14 protein-coding genes are annotated in these 19,796 nt (G+C 66.2%); 10 read left to right on the top strand and 4 right to left on the bottom strand.

Translation table 11 applies throughout. The annotated features are described in order from the left end of the window. The first annotated feature begins 426 nt into the window (after window positions 1-426). The 9 genes from AC0KUR_RS20280 (at window position 427) to truB (ending at window position 12,603) form a co-directional block, all read left to right on the top strand. Window positions 427-1,329, top strand: a complete 903-nt coding sequence (locus tag AC0KUR_RS20280) for a LysR family transcriptional regulator (RefSeq protein WP_034190148.1) — start codon at window positions 427-429, stop codon at window positions 1,327-1,329. Between the two features lie 75 nt (window positions 1,330-1,404). Further along, on the top strand, window positions 1,405-2,607 hold the full coding sequence (locus AC0KUR_RS20275) for a pyridoxal phosphate-dependent aminotransferase (protein ID WP_059557837.1): 1,203 nt from the start codon (window positions 1,405-1,407) through the stop codon (window positions 2,605-2,607). Between the two features lie 272 nt (window positions 2,608-2,879). After that, window positions 2,880-3,911, top strand: coding sequence for an SMC-Scp complex subunit ScpB (scpB, locus tag AC0KUR_RS20270; RefSeq protein ID WP_049028423.1), 1,032 nt, complete (start codon window positions 2,880-2,882; stop codon window positions 3,909-3,911). A gap of 60 nt (window positions 3,912-3,971) precedes the next feature. Continuing rightward, window positions 3,972-5,723 carry a 23S rRNA pseudouridine(2605) synthase RluB gene (rluB, locus tag AC0KUR_RS20265; RefSeq protein WP_473376345.1) on the top strand — a complete coding sequence of 584 codons (1,752 nt, stop codon included), beginning with the start codon at window positions 3,972-3,974 and terminating at the stop codon, window positions 5,721-5,723. 456 nt (window positions 5,724-6,179) lie between these two features. Further along, window positions 6,180-6,638 (top strand): ribosome maturation factor RimP, encoded by a 459-nt coding sequence (gene rimP, locus AC0KUR_RS20260; protein WP_011351796.1) that lies wholly within the window; start codon window positions 6,180-6,182, stop codon window positions 6,636-6,638. Next, window positions 6,638-8,113, top strand: coding sequence for a transcription termination factor NusA (gene nusA, locus AC0KUR_RS20255; RefSeq protein WP_034190144.1), 1,476 nt, complete (start codon window positions 6,638-6,640; stop codon window positions 8,111-8,113). Before rimP ends, nusA begins: the two co-directional genes overlap by 1 nt. Before the next feature lie 91 nt (window positions 8,114-8,204). Next, window positions 8,205-11,144, top strand: coding sequence for a translation initiation factor IF-2 (gene infB / locus AC0KUR_RS20250; RefSeq protein ID WP_034190143.1), 2,940 nt, complete (start codon window positions 8,205-8,207; stop codon window positions 11,142-11,144). Window positions 11,145-11,258: 114 nt separating this feature from the next. Further along, window positions 11,259-11,657, top strand: a complete 399-nt coding sequence (rbfA, locus tag AC0KUR_RS20245) for a 30S ribosome-binding factor RbfA (protein ID WP_034190142.1) — start codon at window positions 11,259-11,261, stop codon at window positions 11,655-11,657. A 13-nt stretch (window positions 11,658-11,670) separates the two neighbouring features. Beyond that, window positions 11,671-12,603: a tRNA pseudouridine(55) synthase TruB gene (gene truB, locus AC0KUR_RS20240; protein WP_034190141.1), complete on the top strand. Its 933-nt coding sequence runs from the start codon at window positions 11,671-11,673 to the stop codon at window positions 12,601-12,603. Between the two features lie 103 nt (window positions 12,604-12,706). Here truB and AC0KUR_RS20235 read toward each other — a convergent pair whose 3' ends face one another. From AC0KUR_RS20235 to AC0KUR_RS20220, 4 genes are all read right to left on the bottom strand, one after another. Further along, window positions 12,707-14,266 (bottom strand): DHA2 family efflux MFS transporter permease subunit, encoded by a 1,560-nt coding sequence (locus tag AC0KUR_RS20235; RefSeq protein WP_034190140.1) that lies wholly within the window; start codon window positions 14,264-14,266, stop codon window positions 12,707-12,709. Window positions 14,267-14,294: 28 nt separating this feature from the next. Beyond that, the gene (locus AC0KUR_RS20230; protein WP_059557830.1) at window positions 14,295-15,509 is read right to left on the bottom strand and encodes an HlyD/EmrA/EmrK family protein; all 1,215 of its coding nucleotides are present in this window, start codon (window positions 15,507-15,509) and stop codon (window positions 14,295-14,297) included. Between the two features lie 52 nt (window positions 15,510-15,561). Continuing rightward, the gene (locus AC0KUR_RS20225) at window positions 15,562-17,058 is read right to left on the bottom strand and encodes an efflux transporter outer membrane subunit (RefSeq protein WP_049028401.1); all 1,497 of its coding nucleotides are present in this window, start codon (window positions 17,056-17,058) and stop codon (window positions 15,562-15,564) included. A gap of 87 nt (window positions 17,059-17,145) precedes the next feature. After that, window positions 17,146-17,637 (bottom strand): MarR family winged helix-turn-helix transcriptional regulator, encoded by a 492-nt coding sequence (locus AC0KUR_RS20220; protein ID WP_034190137.1) that lies wholly within the window; start codon window positions 17,635-17,637, stop codon window positions 17,146-17,148. A 329-nt stretch (window positions 17,638-17,966) separates the two neighbouring features. Here AC0KUR_RS20220 and typA point away from each other — a divergent pair, with 329 nt between their 5' ends. Continuing rightward, window positions 17,967-19,793: a translational GTPase TypA gene (typA, locus tag AC0KUR_RS20215; RefSeq protein ID WP_006490690.1), complete on the top strand. Its 1,827-nt coding sequence runs from the start codon at window positions 17,967-17,969 to the stop codon at window positions 19,791-19,793. Window positions 19,794-19,796 lie beyond the last annotated feature (3 nt).

Raw genomic sequence — 19,796 nt, 5'->3', positions numbered from 1 at the left:
CCTCACCTCAGCGAAGCTAACTCCGGTGCGCTGCCCTGCGCCGCGCACTCTTCAAGCACTCGATCGTCGAGTGCCGGGTGGGGGCGTCCGGTTGGCCGGCAGCGGCGTTTCTACTCTTCCGTCCGACGAAACCTGCGCCCTGTGCGCAAGGTAATGCACGAAGCGTGCCATGTCAGAGGTGATTCCCTTGAGAGCCGCTTGGCAGCGAGCTAACGGCTAAGTCAGCTAGGGGCGTATAAGACGCCAAAATAACCCGCCAGCAAATCGGGACAATCACCAATCTTGTGCAGTTCGCCCGTACCACGTGCGTTTGCGAATGTATTGCACCGCAGCGAAACATGCGCGATGAGGGTCGGATTCGCCCATCGAGCCCGGATTCGTGCATTAAAATCGTGCATCGATATCGACGATTGATGAGGGCGGGAAATGAACGTCACGCTGCGCCAGCTTCGCGTATTCATCGAGGTCGCGCGGCTCAAGAGCTTCAGCCGTGCGGGCGACGAGATCGGGCTCACGCAATCCGCGGTCAGCCGCTGCGTGCGCGAGCTCGAGGCCGAACTCGGGCTGAAGCTGATCGACCGCACGACGCGCGACGTGCAATTGACCGATGTCGGTGCGAACCTGATCGCGAGCGTGTCGCGCCTGCTCGACGATCTCGACGACACGCTGCGCGAGATTCGCGAGATTGGCGAGCAGCGTCGCGGGCGCGTGATCGTCGCGGCGAGCCCGACGATCGCCTGCCGTCTGATGCCGCGGGTGGTCGCATCGTGCGAGCGCCAGTTCCCGTTCGTGACGCTGGGCCTGCGCGACGACGTGCAAAGCGACGTCCTGCGCAAGGTGAAGTCGAGCGAAGTCGACTTCGGCGTCGTGATCGGTCCGCTGACGGTCGCCGATCTCGTGTGCGAACCGTTGATGACCGATTCGTTCTGCCTCGTCGCGCGGGCCGATCATCCGCTCGCGGCACGGGCCGAGGTGCCGTGGACGGCGCTGGACGGCGAGCGCCTCGTGCTGCTCGACCATGCGTCGGGCAGCCGGCCGCTGATCGACGCCGCGCTGGCCGCCCATCACGTCAATGCGACGGTCATGCAGGAGCTCGGGCATTCGGCGACGGTGTTCGGGCTGGTCGAGGCGGGCGTCGGCGTGAGCGTGCAGCCGTGGCTGTCGCTGCCGCTGCCGGCCGGCTCCACACTGGTCGCGCGGCCGCTCACGCCGCGCACCGAGCGGACGGTCGAGCTGGTGCGCCGCCGCGACCGGTCGCTGTCGCCCGCGGCCCAGGCGATCTGGGAACTCGTGCGGCAGATGCCGGCGCGGGCAGAGGATCTCGACTGACGCGCGCCGACTTGCACCGGCCGGGTGTGCGGGCCGGTACACTACGCGGATCGTGTTCCTCGGCGGTGGTTCTCGATGGTGCATTCCGATGATTTCCTTGCGGTGACCGGCGAGCCGGCGGCACGCGCCGCGGTGCAGGCGCTGCGTCCGTCGCTGATCCGGGAAGTGGCGAACGCCGGCTTCGGCGTGCCGGACATGCTGCCGTTCTGGTTCGGCGAATCCGATCGCGTGACGCCGGATTTCATCCGCGACGCCGCGGCGGCCGCGTTGCGCGACGGTGCGACCTTCTACACGCACAACCTCGGTACCGCGCCGTTGCGCGCGGCGATCGCGGCCTACGTCGGCGCGCGCCACGGCGCGACGGCGGCCGACACGGTGGCCGTGACGAGTTCCGGCGTGAGCGCGCTGATGCTGGCCGCGCAGATGCTGGTCGGTCCCGGGGACCGTGTCGTCGCGGTCACGCCGCTATGGCCGAACCTCGTCGAAATTCCGAAGATTCTCGGCGCGCAGGTCGAATGCGTGCCGCTCGGGTATGGCGACGCGGGCTGGCGGCTGGATGTCGGGCGGCTGCTGGCCGCGCTGACGCCCGAGACGCGAATGTTGCTGATCAATTCGCCGAACAACCCGACCGGCTGGACGATGTCGCGTGACGACCAGCAGGCCGTGCTCGCCCATTGTCGCCGGCACGGCATCTGGCTGGTCGCCGATGAAGTGTACGAACGGCTCGCGTTCGATGCGGGCGGCGCGCCGTCGTTTCTCGATATCGCCACGCGCAACGAACGGGTCGTCGTCGTGAATTCGTTCTCGAAGGCGTGGGCGATGACGGGCTGGCGGCTCGGATGGCTTGTCGCGCCGGCGTCGGTGATGGGCGACCTGTCGAAGCTCGTCGAATACAACACGTCGTGCGCGCCGGGCTTCGTCCAGGCCGCGGGCGAGGTTGCGCTGCGCGACGGCGAGCCGTTCGTGCGGTCGTTCGTCGCGTCACTGCGCGACGCGCGCGATCACCTGGTCGCCGCGCTGCGGACGTTGCCGGACGTCGAGGTGCCGCCGCCGCCGGGTGCGATGTACCTGTTCCTGCGGCTGCCCGGCGCGGCCGACAGTCTCGCGTTCTGCAAGACGCTGGTGCGCGAGGCGGGCATCGGCCTGGCGCCCGGGCGGGCGTTCGGCCCGGAAGGCGAGGGCTTCGTACGGTGGTGCTATGCATGCGATCCTGCCCGGCTCGACGCGGGCGTCGAGCGGCTGCGCCGGTTCCTCGCGCACGGTTCGGCGGCCCGCTGAAGCAGGGCCGGAGCGCGCGCGCCGTACTGGCGGCGGCCCGCTCGGCTCATCTTTACGCACCGGGCAATTTTGCGTAATATGGCGCTCAGTCACGCGGTTCCGTCGTTGAGCCGTGCTGTTCCGTCCGGTTTGGGCCTGGCCTGAAGTTGGTTCGCCGCCCCCGGTTCGTGCTCCCATCAATATGACCGATCAGAATCGGGCGAGCGCGTCTTCCGTTCCTTTCGTCTGTTTGTTGATCCGGTTCGTTTGACCACAGGGTCTGGCCTAGCTGCATGAATACCCAAGAGGCGAAGATCGTCCTCGAGACTGCTTTGATCTGCGCGCAGGAACCGCTGAAGCTCGGCGATTTGCGCAAGCTCTTTGCCGACGGCGTGTCGGCTGACACGGTCCGCACGTTGCTCGAAGATCTGAAACAGGATTGGTCCGGCCGCGGCGTCGAGCTGGTGGCGCTGGCGACCGGATGGCGCTTTCAGAGCAAGCCGGCGATGCGTCATTATCTGGATCGCCTGCATCCCGAGAAGCCGCCGAAGTATTCGCGCGCGGTGCTCGAAACGCTCGCGATCATCGCGTACCGGCAACCCGTCACGCGCGGCGACATCGAAGAGATTCGCGGCGTGACGGTCAACACGCAGGTGGTCAAGCAACTCGAGGATCGCGGCTGGATCGAGGTGATCGGTCATCGTGACGTGCCGGGACGCCCGGCGCTGTACGCGACGACCAAGCAGTTTCTCGACGATCTCGGCCTGAAGGCGCTCGACGATCTGCCGGCGCTCGAAGAGCCGGCCGCGAACATCGAGGCCGCGCTGCTCGCGCAGCAGGCGATGGATTTCGACGGGGATGTGCCGGTCGCCGACGACGCGGCGGGCGATCCGTCGCAGGCGCTGGCGGATGAAACATCGGTCGAATTGCCGGACGATGCCGCGACTGCGGCCGACGGCGCGTCGACGCAGGAAATTCCGGGTCGCGATACGCTCGAGGCTGATCGCGGGCACACGGAACAAACGGAACAGGTGGGCGCCCAAGCAGTGCCGACCGGTGTGCAGTCCGAGCCGCCGCGTGCGGATCGGGGTGAGGAAGATCGCAAGCCGGCCGCCGAAGCGGCTGCCGGAGACGGAGCGGAAGCGGCCGGCGTCACGCCCGGCGAGGCTGACCAGGCCAACGCGTCCCGTTCCCGTTCCGCGGACGACGAGATGCTGGACGACACGTCCGACAGTCTCGCGGATGCCGTACGAAGCGCCAGCGCGCCCATCGGCGCCGACGCGTTGCCGGACGACGAAGCAGAACCCGAACAGCGTCGCGCCTGATCGCGGCCAACATCTTGCCGCGCCCGCGCCGGGCGCGAGACCTGACATTTTGAGGTTGTTTTGACTGATATCCACGATATTGAATCGTCCGCGCCTGCCGTGCAGGCGGCGCGCGCCGACGATGCGCCGGAGCAGGATGCTTCGGCCGGTGGCGACGAGCGTCCCCGCCGCGGTTTGCGGCGCGGCCCGCGCAGCCTGATCGCGCGGCGTCGCGCGGCAGCCAAGTCGAAGGGCGCCGAAGGCGAGCAGCCGGGCGGCGAAGGCGCGGATGCGCAGCCGGCCGAGACGGCCGAAGCGCAGCCGGCGCGTGCGCCGCGCAACAAGGACGGTGCGGCCAAGGGGGGGCGCAAGCCGGCCGGCAAACGCGAAGGCGCGGCCAAGGCTGGCCAGGGCGGTCAGGGCCGGCGCGGTGCGCCGAAGGCTGAGGGCGGCCCGGTGAAGGCGGAGGGCGATGCGTCCCAGGACGAGCTGTTCGCCTACGTGACGTCGCCTGCATTCGACGCGGACAACTCCGCGGGCGGCAGCGGCGTGCGTGCGCCGATGCTGCGCCGCGGCCGGAACCAGCCGGCGAACAAGCGCGTGCTGTCGCCGGACGACGACGCGCCGAAGCTTCACAAGGTGCTGGCGGAGGCGGGCATGGGCTCGCGCCGCGAAATGGAAGAATTGATCGTCGCCGGCCGCGTGTCGGTGAACGGCGAGCCCGCGCACATCGGGCAGCGCATCATGCCGACCGACCAGGTGCGGATCAACGGCAAGCCGGTCAAGCGCAAGCTGCCGAACAAGCCGCCGCGCGTGCTGCTGTACCACAAGCCGACGGGCGAGATCGTCAGCCACGCGGATCCGGAAGGCCGTCCGTCGGTGTTCGATCGCCTGCCGCCGATGAAGACGGCGAAGTGGCTTGCGGTGGGTCGCCTCGACTTCAATACCGAAGGTCTGCTGATGCTGACGACTTCGGGCGATCTCGCGAACCGCTTCATGCACCCGCGCTACAGCGTCGAGCGCGAGTATGCGGTGCGCGTCGTCGGCGAGCTGGCCGAAGGGATGCGGCAGAAGCTGCTGCACGGCGTCGAGCTCGATGACGGTCCGGCGAATTTCCTGCGTATCCGCGACGGCGGCGGCGAAGGGACGAACCACTGGTATCACGTCGCGCTGGCCGAAGGCCGCAACCGCGAAGTGCGCCGGATGTTCGAGGCCGTCGGCCTGATGGTGAGCCGCCTGATCCGTACGCGTCACGGCCCGATCCCGCTGCCGCGCGGCCTGAAGCGCGGTCGTTGGGAAGAGCTCGACGACGCGCAGGTGCGCAAGCTGATGGCGACGGTCGGCCTGAAGGCGCCGACCGAGGAGAAGGGCAAGCGCGGCGGGGCTGGCCAGGCCGAACGCCGTCAGCCCGATCCGATGGAGACGTCGATGGGTTTCATCAGCCGTGAGCCGGTGCTGACGACGCATGGGCAACTCGACCAGCCGCGCCGCGGTGGCGGCAGGCGCGGCGTGCCGGGGCTGCCCGGCCTGAGCGGCTACGGCAGTCTGCCGGTTGCGCCGTCGGGCTACGGTAATCGTACCGGCGGTGGCCGTGACGGCAACCGTGGTGGCATGGGCGGTCGCGATGGCAACCGTGCCGGCGGCCGCGATGTCGACGGCAATCGCGCGTCGTACGGTGCGGGCCCCAAGCGCGAAGGCGCGGGCGGCAAGCGCGGCGGCGGCAAGGGCGGCGGTAATCGCAATCCGAACGGCAATCGGGCGGATGGCGCCGGCAACGGCGGCGGTCAGGGCGGCGGCCAGCGTCCGCAGCGCAGCCGTACGCGCAGCCGCTGAACGCATGTCGGCGCGCGGCGGCGCACAGCCGCCGGCGTGCCGGCCCGATCGGCATTCCGCCGATTTTGCCGGCACCGCGCATTGCGCCGATCGCTTTCGACCATAGATATGTCGCGTGCCGCTGCCTCGCAGTCGGCAACCGGTCGCCGGTCTGACAGGATCGTGCCGGCGGATCGGGTAACCCGATTTCGCATTTTTGGTCCGTAAAAGCGCGCGACGCGCTGCTTTTACCGGCTGGCTTGGCGTTTGCGCCAAAAATCGCTATAATCGCGGAGTCGCTGGGCGTACGGATTCAATGTGCGGCTCAGGTGCGACCACCAGTAAGAAAGATGGGCGTTCCGCCCATTTTTTTTTGCTGAAACGGTTAGGCATCTCGGGTAGCGCTTCCTGCGCCGGCTAAGGCGCGCGCCCGCGGGTGAATCGCGAGCGGCGGGCGCGAACACCTGAGAGGACACTGTGCAACTGACGGAACTGATAGAAACCACGGTCACCGGGCTCGGCTACGAGCTGGTGGATCTCGAGCGCACCGGGCGCGGCATGCTTTGCATCTATATCGATCAGCCTGCCGGCATCTCGCTCGAAGATTGCGAAAAGGTCACGCGTCAGCTCCAGCACGTCTTGACGGTCGAAAACATCGATTACGAACGGCTCGAAGTCTCGTCCCCGGGGCTCGACCGCCCGTTGAAGAAGCTGGCCGACTTCGAGCGCTTCGCCGGCAGCGAAGTTTCCGTGACCTTGAAAAAGCCGCTGGACGGGCGCAAGACGTACCGGGGCATTCTGCACGCGCCGAATGGCGAAACGATCGGTTTGGAATTTGAGGGGAAGAAGGGCGAGGCAGCCATGCTGGATTTCACGCTGGCCGATATCGACAAAGCCCGCCTGATTCCGCAAGTTGACTTTAGGAGCCGCAAATAATGAGTCGCGAAGTGTTGATGCTGGTGGATGCGCTGGCGCGCGAGAAAAACGTCGACAAGGATGTGGTGCTGGGCGCCCTCGAGGCCGCGCTCGCTTCCGCTTCCAAGAAGCTGTTCGACGAAGGCGCCGAAATCCGCGTCCATATCGATCGCGAAAGCGGCGAGCACGAAACCTTCCGTCGCTGGCTCGTCGTGCCCGACGAGGCAGGCTTGCAGGAGCCGGATCGCGAGATCCTGCTGTTCGAGGCACGTGAGCAGAATCCCGACGTCGAAGTCGGCGAATATGTCGAGGAACCCGTTCCGTCGATCGAGTTCGGTCGTATCGGCGCGCAGGCCGCGAAGCAGGTGATCCTGCAGAAGGTGCGCGACGCGGAGCGCGAGCAGATCCTGAACGACTACCTCGAGCGGGGCGAAAAGATCATGACGGGTACGGTGAAGCGCCTCGACAAGGGCAACTTCATCGTCGAATCGGGCCGTGTCGAGGCGCTGCTGCGCCGCGATCAGCTGATCCCGAAGGAAAACCTGCGCGTGGGCGACCGCGTGCGCGCGTACATCGCGAAGGTCGACCGCACCGCGCGCGGCCCGCAGATCGAGCTGTCGCGTACGGCGCCCGAGTTCCTGATGAAGCTGTTCGAGATGGAAGTGCCGGAAATCGAGCAGGGCCTGCTCGAGATCAAGGCGGCTGCCCGCGACCCGGGCGTGCGCGCGAAGATCGGCGTGATCGCCTACGACAAGCGGATCGATCCGATCGGCACCTGCGTCGGCATCCGCGGCTCGCGCGTGCAGGCCGTGCGCAACGAGCTCGGTGGCGAAAACATCGACATCGTGCTATGGTCGGAGGATCCCGCCCAGTTCGTGATCGGCGCGCTCGCGCCGGCAGCTGTCCAGTCGATCGTCGTCGATGAAGAAAAGCATTCGATGGACGTCGTCGTCGACGAGAACGAACTGGCTGTCGCGATCGGCCGCAGCGGTCAGAACGTTCGCCTCGCCGGTGAACTGACCGGCTGGCAGATCAACATCATGACGCCGGACGAATCCGCCCTGAAGCAGGGTGAAGAGCGCGACCGGCTGCGTGCACTGTTCATGGCGCGTCTCGATGTCGACGAGGAAGTTGCCGACATCCTGATCGACGAAGGCTTCACGAGCCTCGAAGAGATCGCCTACGTGCCGCTCAACGAAATGCTCGAGATCGAAGCGTTCGACGAGGACACCGTGCACGAGCTGCGCAACCGCGCACGCGATGCGCTGCTGACGATGGCCATCGCGAACGAAGAAAAGGTCGAGAACGCAGCGCTGGATCTCAAGAGCCTCGACGGCATCACGCCGGAGTTGCTCGCGAAGCTGGCCGAACACGGTGTGCAGACGCGGGACGATCTCGCCGAGCTTGCAGTGGATGAACTGGTCGACCTGACCGGAATGGAAGAGGATGCCGCTAAGGCGTTGATCATGAAAGCACGTGAACATTGGTTCCAGTGAGAAATGACCATGGCGCACTGATTTGATGGCGGCCGTATGGCCTGACCCGATGCTAACCGCAAGGAATCGGTCCTTGCACTAAGAGGAATGAATGGCGAGTAACAACGTAGCCCAATTTGCCGCGGAACTGAAAATGCCTGCTGGTGTGCTGCTCGAACAGCTGCAGGCAGCGGGCGTCCAGAAAGCGAGTGAAGACGATGCGCTGTCCGAAGCGGACAAGGCGCGTCTGCTCGATCATTTGCGCAAGTCGCACGGCGCAACCGACGGCGACAAGCGCAAGATCACGCTGACCCGCAAGCATACGTCGGAGATCAAGCAATCTGACGCGACGGGCAAGGCTCGCACCATTCAGGTCGAGGTCCGCAAGAAGCGCACGTTCGTCAAGCGCGACGACGTGAACGAGGGTGCGGAACAGGGTCAGGCGCAGGTCGCCGAAGCGGACGACGATGCGGAACTGAAGCGTCGCGAGGAAGAAGCGCGCCGCGAGGCCGAGCTGCTCGAGAAGCAGGCGCAGGAACTGCGCGAGCGCCAGGAACGCCTGGAGCGTGAAGAGGCGGAACGCCGCGCCCGCGAGGAAGCGGCTGAAGCCGAGCGCCGTCGCGCCGAGGAAGAAGCTGCGGCGAAGCGTGCCGCGGCCGAAGCCGCTGCGGCGCAGCAGCAGGTGGCAGCGCAGCAGGCCGCCGCGGCCGAGCAGAAAACGGCCAGCGTGGAGTCCGCGCAATCCGAGCAGTCCGCGCAGGACGAAGCGCGCGCGGCCGCCGAACGTGCGGCCCAGCGCGAAGCGGCCAAGAAGGCCGAGGACGCAGCCCGCGAGGCGGCGGACAAGGCGCGCGCCGAGCAGGAAGAGATCAGCAAGCGTCGCGCGGCGGCAGAAGCCGAGGCACGCGCGATCCGCGAAATGATGAACACGCCGCGCAAGGCCGTGGTCAAGGCAGTCGAGCCGCCGAAGCCGGTCGAGCCGCCGAAGCCGGCCGAAGCGAAGGGCACGCTGCACAAGCCGGCGAAGCCGGAAGGTGCGCAGGCACGTCCGGCCGTGAAGAAGCCGGCCGGTGCCGCGGCCCCGGCCACGACGCAGGCGCCGGCAGGCGCGGGCGACCGCAACAAGAAGCCGGGCGCAGGCAAGGGCGGCTGGCAGGACGACGCGGCGAAGCGTCGCGGCATCAAGACGCGCGGCGATTCGAGCGGCGGCGTCGACCGCGGCTGGCGCGGCGGCCCGAAGGGGCGCGGCCGTCACCAGGACAGCGCATCGTCGTTCCAGGCGCCGACCGAACCGATCGTTCGCGAAGTGCACGTGCCGGAGACCGTGTCGGTTGCCGATCTCGCGCACAAGATGTCGATCAAGGCCTCCGAAGTCATCAAGGTGATGATGAAGATGGGCCAGATGGTCACGATCAACCAGGTGCTGGACCAGGAAACGGCGATGATCATCGTCGAGGAACTGGGCCACCGCGCGGTTGCCGCGAAGCTGGACGATCCGGAAGCGCTGCTGGTCGAAGGCGAAACCGGTACCGATGCGGAGCAACTGCCGCGTCCGCCGGTCGTCACGGTCATGGGTCACGTCGACCACGGCAAGACCTCGCTGCTCGACCACATTCGCCGCGCGAAGGTTGCCGCTGGCGAAGCGGGCGGCATTACGCAGCACATCGGCGCGTATCACGTCGATACGCCGCGTGGCGTCATCACGTTCCTCGATACGCCGGGTCACGAAGCGTTCACGGCAATGCGTGCACGCGGCGCGAAGGCGACCGACATCGTGGTGCTGGTGGTGGCGGCCGACGACGGCGTGATGCCGCAGACGAAGGAAGCAATCGCCCACGCGAAGGCGGGTGGCGTGCCGATCGTCGTCGCGATCAACAAGATCGACAAGCCGGAAGCGAACCCCGATCGCGTCAAGCAGGAACTGGTCGCGGAAGGCGTCGTGCCGGAAGAGTACGGTGGCGATTCGCCGTTCGTGCCGGTGTCGGCCAAGACGGGCGCGGGCATCGACGATCTGCTCGAGAACGTGCTGCTGCAGGCCGAAGTGCTGGAACTGAAGGCACCGGTCGAAGCACCGGCCAAGGGCATCGTGATCGAAGCGAAGCTCGACAAGGGTAAAGGCCCGGTCGCGACGATCCTGGTGCAGTCCGGTACGCTGAACCGCGGCGACATCGTGCTGGCCGGTACGGCTTACGGCCGGGTTCGCGCGATGCTCGACGAGAACGGCAAGCCGACGAAGGAAGCCGGTCCGTCGATCCCGGTCGAAATCCAGGGTCTGTCGGAAGTGCCGGGCGCGGGCGAAGAAGTGATCGTGCTGCCGGACGAGCGCAAGGCGCGTGAAATCGCGCTGTTCCGTCAGGGCAAGTTCCGCGACGTGAAGCTTGCGAAGCAGCAGGCCGCGAAGCTGGAAAGCATGCTCGAGCAGATGGGCGAAGGCGAAGTGCAGAACCTGCCGCTCATCATCAAGGCAGACGTGCAGGGTTCGCAGGAAGCGCTCGTGCAGTCGCTGCTCAAGCTGTCGACCGACGAAGTGCGCGTGCAGATCGTGCACAGCGCGGTGGGCGGCATCAGCGAAAACGACGTCAACCTCGCGACGGCATCGAAGGCGGTCATCATCGGCTTCAACACGCGTGCGGATGCACAAGCGCGCAAGCTGGCCGAGGCGAACGGCATCGACATCCGCTACTACAACATCATCTACGACGCAGTGGATGAGGTGAAGGCGGCGATGTCGGGCATGCTGGCACCGGAGAAGCGCGAAGTCATCACCGGCATGGTCGAGGTCCGTCAGGTCTTCAAGGTGCCGAAGGTCGGTACGGTTGCTGGCTGTATGGTCACGGACGGTATCGTCAAGCGCTCGTCGTCGGTACGTGTGCTGCGCAACAACGTCGTGATCTTCACGGGCGAACTCGAATCGCTGAAGCGCTTCAAGGACGACGTGAAGGAAGTGAAGCAAGGCTTCGAGTGCGGTATGTCGGTGAAGAACTTCAACGACGTCATCGAAGGCGACCAGTTCGAAGTCTTCGAAGTGACCGAAGTCGCGCGTACGCTGTAATCGTCGCGCATCGGCTCATGGGCGGGGCAGGCTTGGGCCTGTCCCGCCCATTTTCATGGTGGCGTGCCGACAAGGGCCGCCACTTCATCCTGAAAAACGGATCACGGATCGATCATGTCCAGGAAACGCACTTCCCCCAATCGCAACGTTCAGATCGCCGACCAGATTCAGCGCGACCTGTCCGAACTCATCATGCGCGAGGTCAAAGACCCGCGTATCGGCATCGTGACCATCCAGAGCGTGGAGCTCACGCCGGACTACGCGCACGCGAAGGTCTACTTCACCGCGCTTACCGGTGACCCGGAAAAGACGCAGGAGGCGCTGAATCACGCGTCGGGTCACCTGCACAACCTGCTGTTCAAGCGCCTGCACATTCATACGGTGCCGACGCTGCATTTCCATTACGACCAGACGATCGAGAAGGCCGTCGAAATGTCGCGCCTGATCAAGGAAGCGAACTCGACGCGCGCGAAGGACGACGACGAGGCCGACGCACCCGCGAAGGACGATTGAGCTCGACCGGCCTATGACGAATGCAGCACCCCAACGTCCGCGCGTGCCCCGGCGCGTGCTGGATGGCGTCCTCCTGCTCGACAAGCCGGTCGGCCTGTCGAGCAACGATGCGCTGATTCGCGCGAAGCGCCTGCTCCTCGCGAAGAAAGCCGGCCACACCGGCACGCTCGATCCGCTGGCTTCGGGCCTGCTGCCGCTGTGTTTCGGCGAGGCGACCAAGTTTTCGCAGGACTTGCTCGAGGCCGACAAGACCTACGAAGCGACGATGCGTCTTGGCCAGCGCACGGCTACCGGCGATGCGGAAGGCGACGTGATCGACACGCGGCCGGTCGAATGCGACCGGGCGGCGGTGGAAGCCGCGCTCGTGCGCTTCACCGGCGAGATCGTGCAGGTGCCGCCGATGTATTCGGCGCTCAAGCGCGACGGCAAGCCGCTGTACGAATACGCGCGTGCGGGCCAGACCGTCGAGCGGGAAGGCCGTAACGTGACGATTCATGCGCTCGAACTGCTCGCTTGCGAGCTGCCCGACGTGACGTTTCGCGTGACCTGCAGCAAGGGCACGTATGTGCGTACGCTCGCGGAAGACATCGGCGAGGCGCTCGGTTGCGGGGCGCATCTGACGATGCTGCGTCGTACGGGCGTCGGTGCGTTGACGCTCGAACATGCGGTGACGCTCGATGCGCTGTCGGATGCAGCCGAAGCGGCACGCGATGCCTGGCTCCAGCCGGTCGATGCGTTGCTGTCGACGTTTCCGGCGGTTCGTCTCGACGATGCGTCCGCGAAGCGGTTCCTGCACGGCCAGCGCCTGCCGTTGTCGGAGCTCGGGCCGATCGAGGCGGCCGACGGCGAGCGCGTGCGTGTATACGACGCCACGCGGCTGCTCGGCGTGGCGCGCAAGGCGAATGGTGTACTGGCACCGGAACGGCTCGTCGTGACGGCTGCATGACGCTACGGCGCGCGTGCGCCCCAGTCGGCGTCCGAACAAGAAAAAGCCCGGTCGAAACGACCGGGCTTTTTGGTTTGGTGCGTCGGTATTCCGGCTTGGGCGCTCAGTGCGCCGCCGATGCGGCCGCCCCGGCATCGCCGCCGCCCGCGCGTTCGGGCTTCGTGATCCAGATCAGTCCGATCAGCAGCACGAAGATCGCCGCCGAAATGTAGAACAGATCGTTCACGCCGAGCTGCGCAGCCTGCTGCGTGGCCATGTTGTTGATCAGGCCGTGTGCCTGCTCGGGCGTGAGCCCGAGATTGCCCATCTGAGTGACGGCCTGGTTGAACGTCGGGTTGTACGGGTTCGCCTGCTCGACCAGTTGCGCGTGGTGGAAGTTGTTCCGATGATCCCACGCGGTCTGGAAGATCGACGTACCGATGCCGCCGCACATGATCCGCACGAAGTTCGACAGGCCGGACGCCGCGGGAATGCGGTGGCCCGGCAGGCCGGACAGCGTGATCGACACGAGCGGGATGAAGAAGCCGGCCATCGCGATCCCCTGCACGAGCGTCGGCAGTGTCAGCGACCACTCGTCGACGCCCGTCGTGTAGCGCGAACGCATCCAGAAGCACAGCGCGAACGTGAGGAATGACGCCGTCGAGATGAAGCGCGGATCGGTGCGCGGCAGATACTTCCCGGTGAGTGGCGACAACAGGATGGCGAACAACCCGACCGGCGCCATCACGAGGCCGGCGTCGGTCGCGGTGTAGCCGATTTGCGTCTGCAGCCACAGCGGCAGCAGCACGAGATTGCCGAAGTACAGGCCGTACCCGATCGACAGCGCGACCGTGCCGCCGGTGAAGTTTCTTATACGGAACAGCGACAGGTCGACGACCGGGTGCTCGGCGGTCAGCTCCCAGATCACGAAGAACGCGAAAGCAATGACAGCCGTCAGCGCGAGCACGACGATCGTCGTCGACGCGAACCAGTCCAGATCCTTGCCCTTGTCGAGCATGATCTGCAGCGAGCCGACCCACACGACCAGCAGCGCCAGGCCCACGCCGTCGATCGGCGCACGGCGCACGGCCGACTCCCGACTCCGGTAGATCACCCACGTCGCGGCGGCGGCGGCGATGCCAACCGGGATGTTGACGTAGAAGATCCACGGCCACGAATAGTTGTCCGAGATCCAGCCGCCGAGAATGGGGCCCGCGACGGGCGCGATCAGCGTCGTCATCGCCCATAGTGCGAGCGCCATTGGCGCCTTCGCGCGCGGATAGCTCGATAGCAGGAGCGCTTGCGACAGCGGAATCATCGGGCCCGCGACGGCACCCTGGAGCACGCGCGACGCGAGCAGGAATGGCAGGCTCGGCGCCAGCCCGCACATCCACGACGAGATGACGAACAGGATGATCGACACGAGGAACAGGCGGACTTGCCCGAAACGGTCGGTCAGCCAGCCGGTCAGCGGCACCGAGATTGCGTTCGCGACCGCGAACGACGTGATGACCCACGTGCCCTGGTCGGACGACACGCCGAGGTCGCCCGAGATGGTCGGGATCGCGACGTTCGCGATGGACGTGTCGAGCACGTTCATGAACACCGCGAGCGATACCGCGATCGTCCCGAGCAGGAGTTGTCCGCCTTGCAGGGGCGGATGGGAGACAGGAGCCTGTGCCATGTGGGTTGTCTTTCCGGAGTCGGAACGGTTACATCATTTTCGCGGCGCTGCCTGACTTCGCCGCGACGGGCGCCGACGCGCTGCCGCCTGCGTTCTCGGCGATGATGCGTGCGATTTCGGCATCGGCTTCGTCGCCGTACTTCGCGAACACGTTGGTCTCGTAGACGGTGTTCGGCGCGTTGACGAGCTGGTCGCCGCGTTCGTCCTTGATGTCCACGTCGACCTGCATCGACAGGCCGATGCGCAGCGGATGCTTGTCGAGATCCTTCGGGTCGAGTTCGATCCGCACCGGCAGGCGCTGGACGACCTTGATCCAGTTGCCGGTCGCGTTCTGCGCCGGCAGCAGCGAGAACGCCGAGCCCGTACCGGCCGAGAAGCCGACGACCTTGCCGTGGTAGGTGACCGACGAGCCGTAGATGTCGGCCGTCATCTCGACCGGCTGGCCGATCCGCATGTGCTTCAGCTGGACTTCCTTGAAGTTCGCGTCGACCCACACGGCGTTCAGCGGCACCACCGACATCAGCGGCGTGCCCGGCGACACGCGCTGGCCGACCTGCACCGAGCGCTTCGCGACGTAGCCGGTGACCGGCGCCGGCAGCACGTTACGCGCGTTCGCGAGGTAGGCGTCGCGAACCTTCGCGGCGGCGGCCATCACGTTCGGGTGCGAGGCGATCGTCGTGTTCGCGGTCAGCGCGCGATTCGATGCGAGCTGCTGCTGCGCGGCGTCGACCGACGCCTGCGCGGCCTTCACCGCGTCGCGTGCGTGCGAGATTTCTTCCTGCGACACGGCGCCCGTCTGCGCGACGGCCAGGCGGCGACGCAGGTCGTCCTGGGCCTTCGACAGGTCGGACTGGCGCAGCGCGACTTGCGCGCGGTACTGGTCGTCGTTGACGAACAGGCCGCGCACCTGGCGCACCGTCTGCGCGAGGTTCGCTTCCGCCTGCTGCAGCGCGACCTGCGAATCGGCCGGGTCGAGCACGACCAGCGGGTCGCCGGACTTGACCGTCTGCGTATCGTCCGCCTTCACGGCGATCACGGTGCCGGTGACCTGCGGCGTGATCTGCACGACGTTGCCGTTCACGTACGCATCGTCGGTGCCTTCATGGAAGCGGGCGACGAGGAAGTAGTACAGGCCGTATGCGATGGCCGCGATCACGATGACCGCGACGAGCAGCGTCATCATTCGTTTGCGCTTGCCGTTGTTCTGTGGCTGCGCGCTGGCGGCGTTTTGTTGGTCGCTCATGGCGATTTTCTCCGTCCGTTATTTCGAGTGTCTGCGTAGTGGTGGCGCCGGCTCAGTTGGCGGCCTGTTTGTTCGGCGTGGCGGCGTCGGGCGCGGCGAGCGGTGTGCCGGTTGCGTCGAACCCGCCGCCCAGTGCCTTGATCAGCGCGAGCTGCATGTCGCGGCGACGCATCTTCAGGTTGGTCACCGTCTGCTCCGATGCGAGGCGGTTGCTGTCCGCCGTCAGCACCTGCAGTTGCGGCGACAGGCCGGCCTTGTAGCGGATGACCGCGAGATCGTACGCGCGCGTCGATGCGTCGAGCGCGCGTTGGGCGTCGCCCATCTGGCGATCGACCGCGCGGATCGACGCGACCTGCGTCGCGACGTCGTTCAGCGCGCTGATCAGCGTCTGGTTGTAGTTCGCGACCGACAGGTCGAAGTCGGCGTAGCGGCCCTTGAGCTGGGCGCGCAGCGCGCCGGCATCGAAGATCGGCAGGTGGATCGCCGGGCCGAACTGCGCCTGGCGGCTCGCGAAGTTCAGGAATTTGCCCCAGCCGAACGCATCGAAGCCGAAACCGGCCGCGAGGTTCACGTCGGGGTAGAACTCGGCCTTTGCTTCCTTCACGTCGTGCATCGCGGCTTCGACCTGCCAGCGCGCGGCGACGATGTCGGGGCGGCGCGACACGAGATCGGCCGGCAGGTTGCCGGGCAGCGTGACGTCGCCGGTCGGGTTCATCACCGGCGCGGCGATCTGCAGCCCGCGATCCGGACCCTTGCCGAGCAGCGCGGCGAGCTGGTAGCGCACCGTCGTGATCTGGCCGTCGAGGTCCGACAGCGAAGCCTGCGTGGTCGCGATGTTGCCGCGCGCCGTCTGGCGTTCGACGTTGGTGTCGAGGCCGGCCGAGACGCGGCCGTCGGTGATCTTGCCCACCGTCTCGCGGTTGGTGATCTCGCGCTGCGCGATGTCGCGCAGCGCATAGAGCTGCGCGAGCGAGTTGTAGGTGCGCGCGACCGACGACGCGAGCGTGATGCGCGCCTGCTGCATGTCGGCTTCGGCGGCCTTTTCCTGCGACACGGCCGTGTGCAGGCGTTCGCGGTTCTTGCCCCACAGGTCGAGTTCCCAGGACGCGCTCGCGAGCGCATTGTTCTCGCTGTACCACTGGCCGCCGTACGGGGGCGGGAACAGCGCGTTCGACGAGTACAGCTCGCGCGTCCACGAATAGCTGGCTTCGGCCTTCGGCATCAGGTTCGATCGCGACGATTCGATGTACGACGATGCCTTCGCGATGCGCGCCTGCGCCTGGGCGATCGACGGATTGCCTTGCAGCGCTTCGTCGATCAGCTTCGGCAGTTGCGGATCGCCGAACTGGCTGGCCCAGTCGAGCGCCGGCCACTGGCCGCCCTGGGCCGGGAGGCTCTGCGCGGACTCGAATTGCGATGCGGGGGCGATCTGCTTGTCGCTCTTGATGCCGATGTAGTTTGCGCAGCCCGCCAGTGCGAATGCGGCGACCGCGGCGGCGACGGCGGCGCGGCACGACCCGCCGCGCACGGACAACGGGGAGGACTTCATCGCGCTGACCCCTGACTCGGAATGAATGATGGACACTGCAAGGATTTCCTTACAATAAACTGTCAAAAGTAATTGTTATGGCAACTATTACGTGATGCTGCCGCCGGCCGTCTCGCAATAGTTGCTGAGAATGCGGCGCAGCATGCTCTTCAGGAACCCGACTTCTTCCGGTGTAAATCCGTCCAGCACCTGATCGAGCACGCTGCGGAAAATGGGCGGCAGCTGTTCGGCGAGCGCGCGGCCTTCATCGGTCAGTTCGAGGCGAACGACGCGCCGGTCCTCGATGCTGCGCACGCGGGACAGCAGGCCGCGTTTCTCGACCCGGTCGAGCAGGCGCGTGACCGCGCTCGCATCGATCCCGTATTCGCGCGCGAGCTCGGCGGCCGTCGAGCACCTGCCGACCGCGATCATGAACAGCATGCTCGCCTGCGTGCCCGTGATGCCGAGCTCTTCCTGCGTGCGTTGCGTGACGAGGTTGGTCATCACCGACTTCACGCGCGACATCAGATAACCGACGCTGTCGTTCATCTGATACGAGGACAGCGACGAGACGGGTGGTTGGGTAGAGGAATCCGGCATAAAACCCTGAAGCTGCAATAGTTGACTAGGCAGCAGTATAGGCACAATTGCTTGCCGCGGCAAATGTTAATCGAATGGCAAAGGGCGCGCTGCGCGGTGCGAAAATCCCTCTCGGGGACAAGGTTTTGCGGTGTGTCGGGCCACGGCACATTCGATCGCTTCGCTGGTTCACGGGCAGGGCGGCCGGGCCCGGTTTTGTCGCGTCGCGACGTGTCCGTCAGCTCTCGACATTCTCGCGTGCTATAATGTTAGGCTTTCCAAGCTGCAACAGCGCGCGCCCGTGAAAACGAGCGGGCGCGTTTGCGCGTTCAAACGATTTCCAGGTTTCTATGACCCGCGCCCTTCGCAATATCGCCATCATCGCTCACGTCGACCACGGCAAGACGACGCTCGTCGACCAACTGCTTCGCCAGTCCGGCACCTTCCGCGACAACCAGCAAGTCGCCGAGCGTGTGATGGACTCGAACGACATCGAAAAGGAGCGCGGGATCACGATTCTCGCGAAGAACTGCGCGGTCGAATACGAAGGCACGCACGTCAACATCGTCGACACCCCGGGCCACGCGGACTTCGGCGGTGAAGTCGAGCGCGTGCTGTCGATGGTCGACTCGGTGCTGCTGCTGGTCGACGCGGTCGAAGGCCCGATGCCGCAGACCCGCTTCGTCACGAAGAAGGCGCTGGCGCTTGGCCTGAAGCCGATCGTCGTCGTCAACAAGATCGACCGCCCGGGCGCGCGCATCGACTGGGTGATCAACCAGACCTTCGACCTGTTCGACAAGCTCGGCGCGACCGAGGAGCAGCTCGACTTCCCGATCGTCTACGCGTCGGGCCTGAACGGCTACGCGTCGCTCGACCCGGCCGCGCGCGAAGGCGACATGCGCCCGCTGTTCGAGGCGATCCTCGAGCACGTGCCGGTTCGCCCGGCCGATCCGGAAGCGCCGCTGCAGCTCCAGATCACGTCGCTCGACTATTCGACGTACGTCGGCCGGATCGGCGTCGGCCGCATCACGCGCGGCCGCATCAAGCCGGGTCAGCCGGTCGTGATGCGCTTCGGCCCGGAAGGCGACGTGCTGAACCGCAAGATCAACCAGGTGCTGTCGTTCAAGGGCCTTGAGCGCGTGCAGGTCGAATCGGCCGAAGCGGGCGACATCGTGCTGATCAACGGTATTGAAGACGTCGGCATCGGCGCGACGATCTGCGCGGTCGACACGCCGGAAGCGTTGCCGATGATCACCGTCGACGAACCGACGCTGACGATGAACTTCCTCGTCAACTCGTCGCCGCTCGCGGGCCGCGAAGGCAAGTTCGTGACGAGCCGCCAGATCCGCGACCGCCTGATGAAGGAGCTGAACCACAACGTCGCGCTGCGCGTGAAGGACACGGGCGACGAAACGGTGTTCGAAGTGTCGGGCCGCGGCGAGCTGCACCTGACCATTCTCGTCGAGAACATGCGCCGCGAAGGCTACGAGCTGGCCGTGTCGCGTCCGCGCGTCGTGATGCAGGAAATCGACGGCGTGCGTCACGAGCCGTACGAGCTGCTGACGGTCGACGTCGAGGACGAACACCAGGGCGGCGTGATGGAAGAACTCGGCCGCCGCAAGGGCGAAATGCTCGACATGGCGTCGGACGGCCGCGGCCGCACGCGTCTGGAATACAAGATCTCGGCACGTGGCCTGATCGGCTTTCAGAGCGAATTCCTGACGCTCACGCGCGGCACGGGCCTGATGAGCCACATCTTCGATTCGTACGCACCGGTCAAGGACGGCTCGGTCTTCGAGCGCCGCAACGGCGTGCTGATCTCGCAGGACGACGGCGCGGCCGTGGCCTACGCACTGTGGAAGCTGCAGGATCGCGGCCGCATGTTCGTGAAGCCGGGCGACGCGCTGTATGAGGGCATGATCATCGGCATCCACAGCCGCGACAACGACCTCGTCGTGAACCCGATCAAGGGCAAGCAGCTGACCAACGTGCGTGCGTCGGGTACCGACGAAGCCGTGCGTCTCGTGCCGCCGGTCCAGATGTCGCTCGAGTACGCGGTCGAATTCATCGACGACGACGAACTCGTGGAAGTGACGCCGCAGTCGATCCGCCTGCGCAAGCGCTTCCTGAAGGAGCACGAGCGTCGCCGCGCGAGCCGCGAAGGCGCGGTCGACTAAGCG

The sequence above is a fragment of the Burkholderia sp. YHN3-13 genome (assembly GCF_055810675.1).
This window is presented reverse-complemented; position numbering and strand designations above follow the sequence as displayed.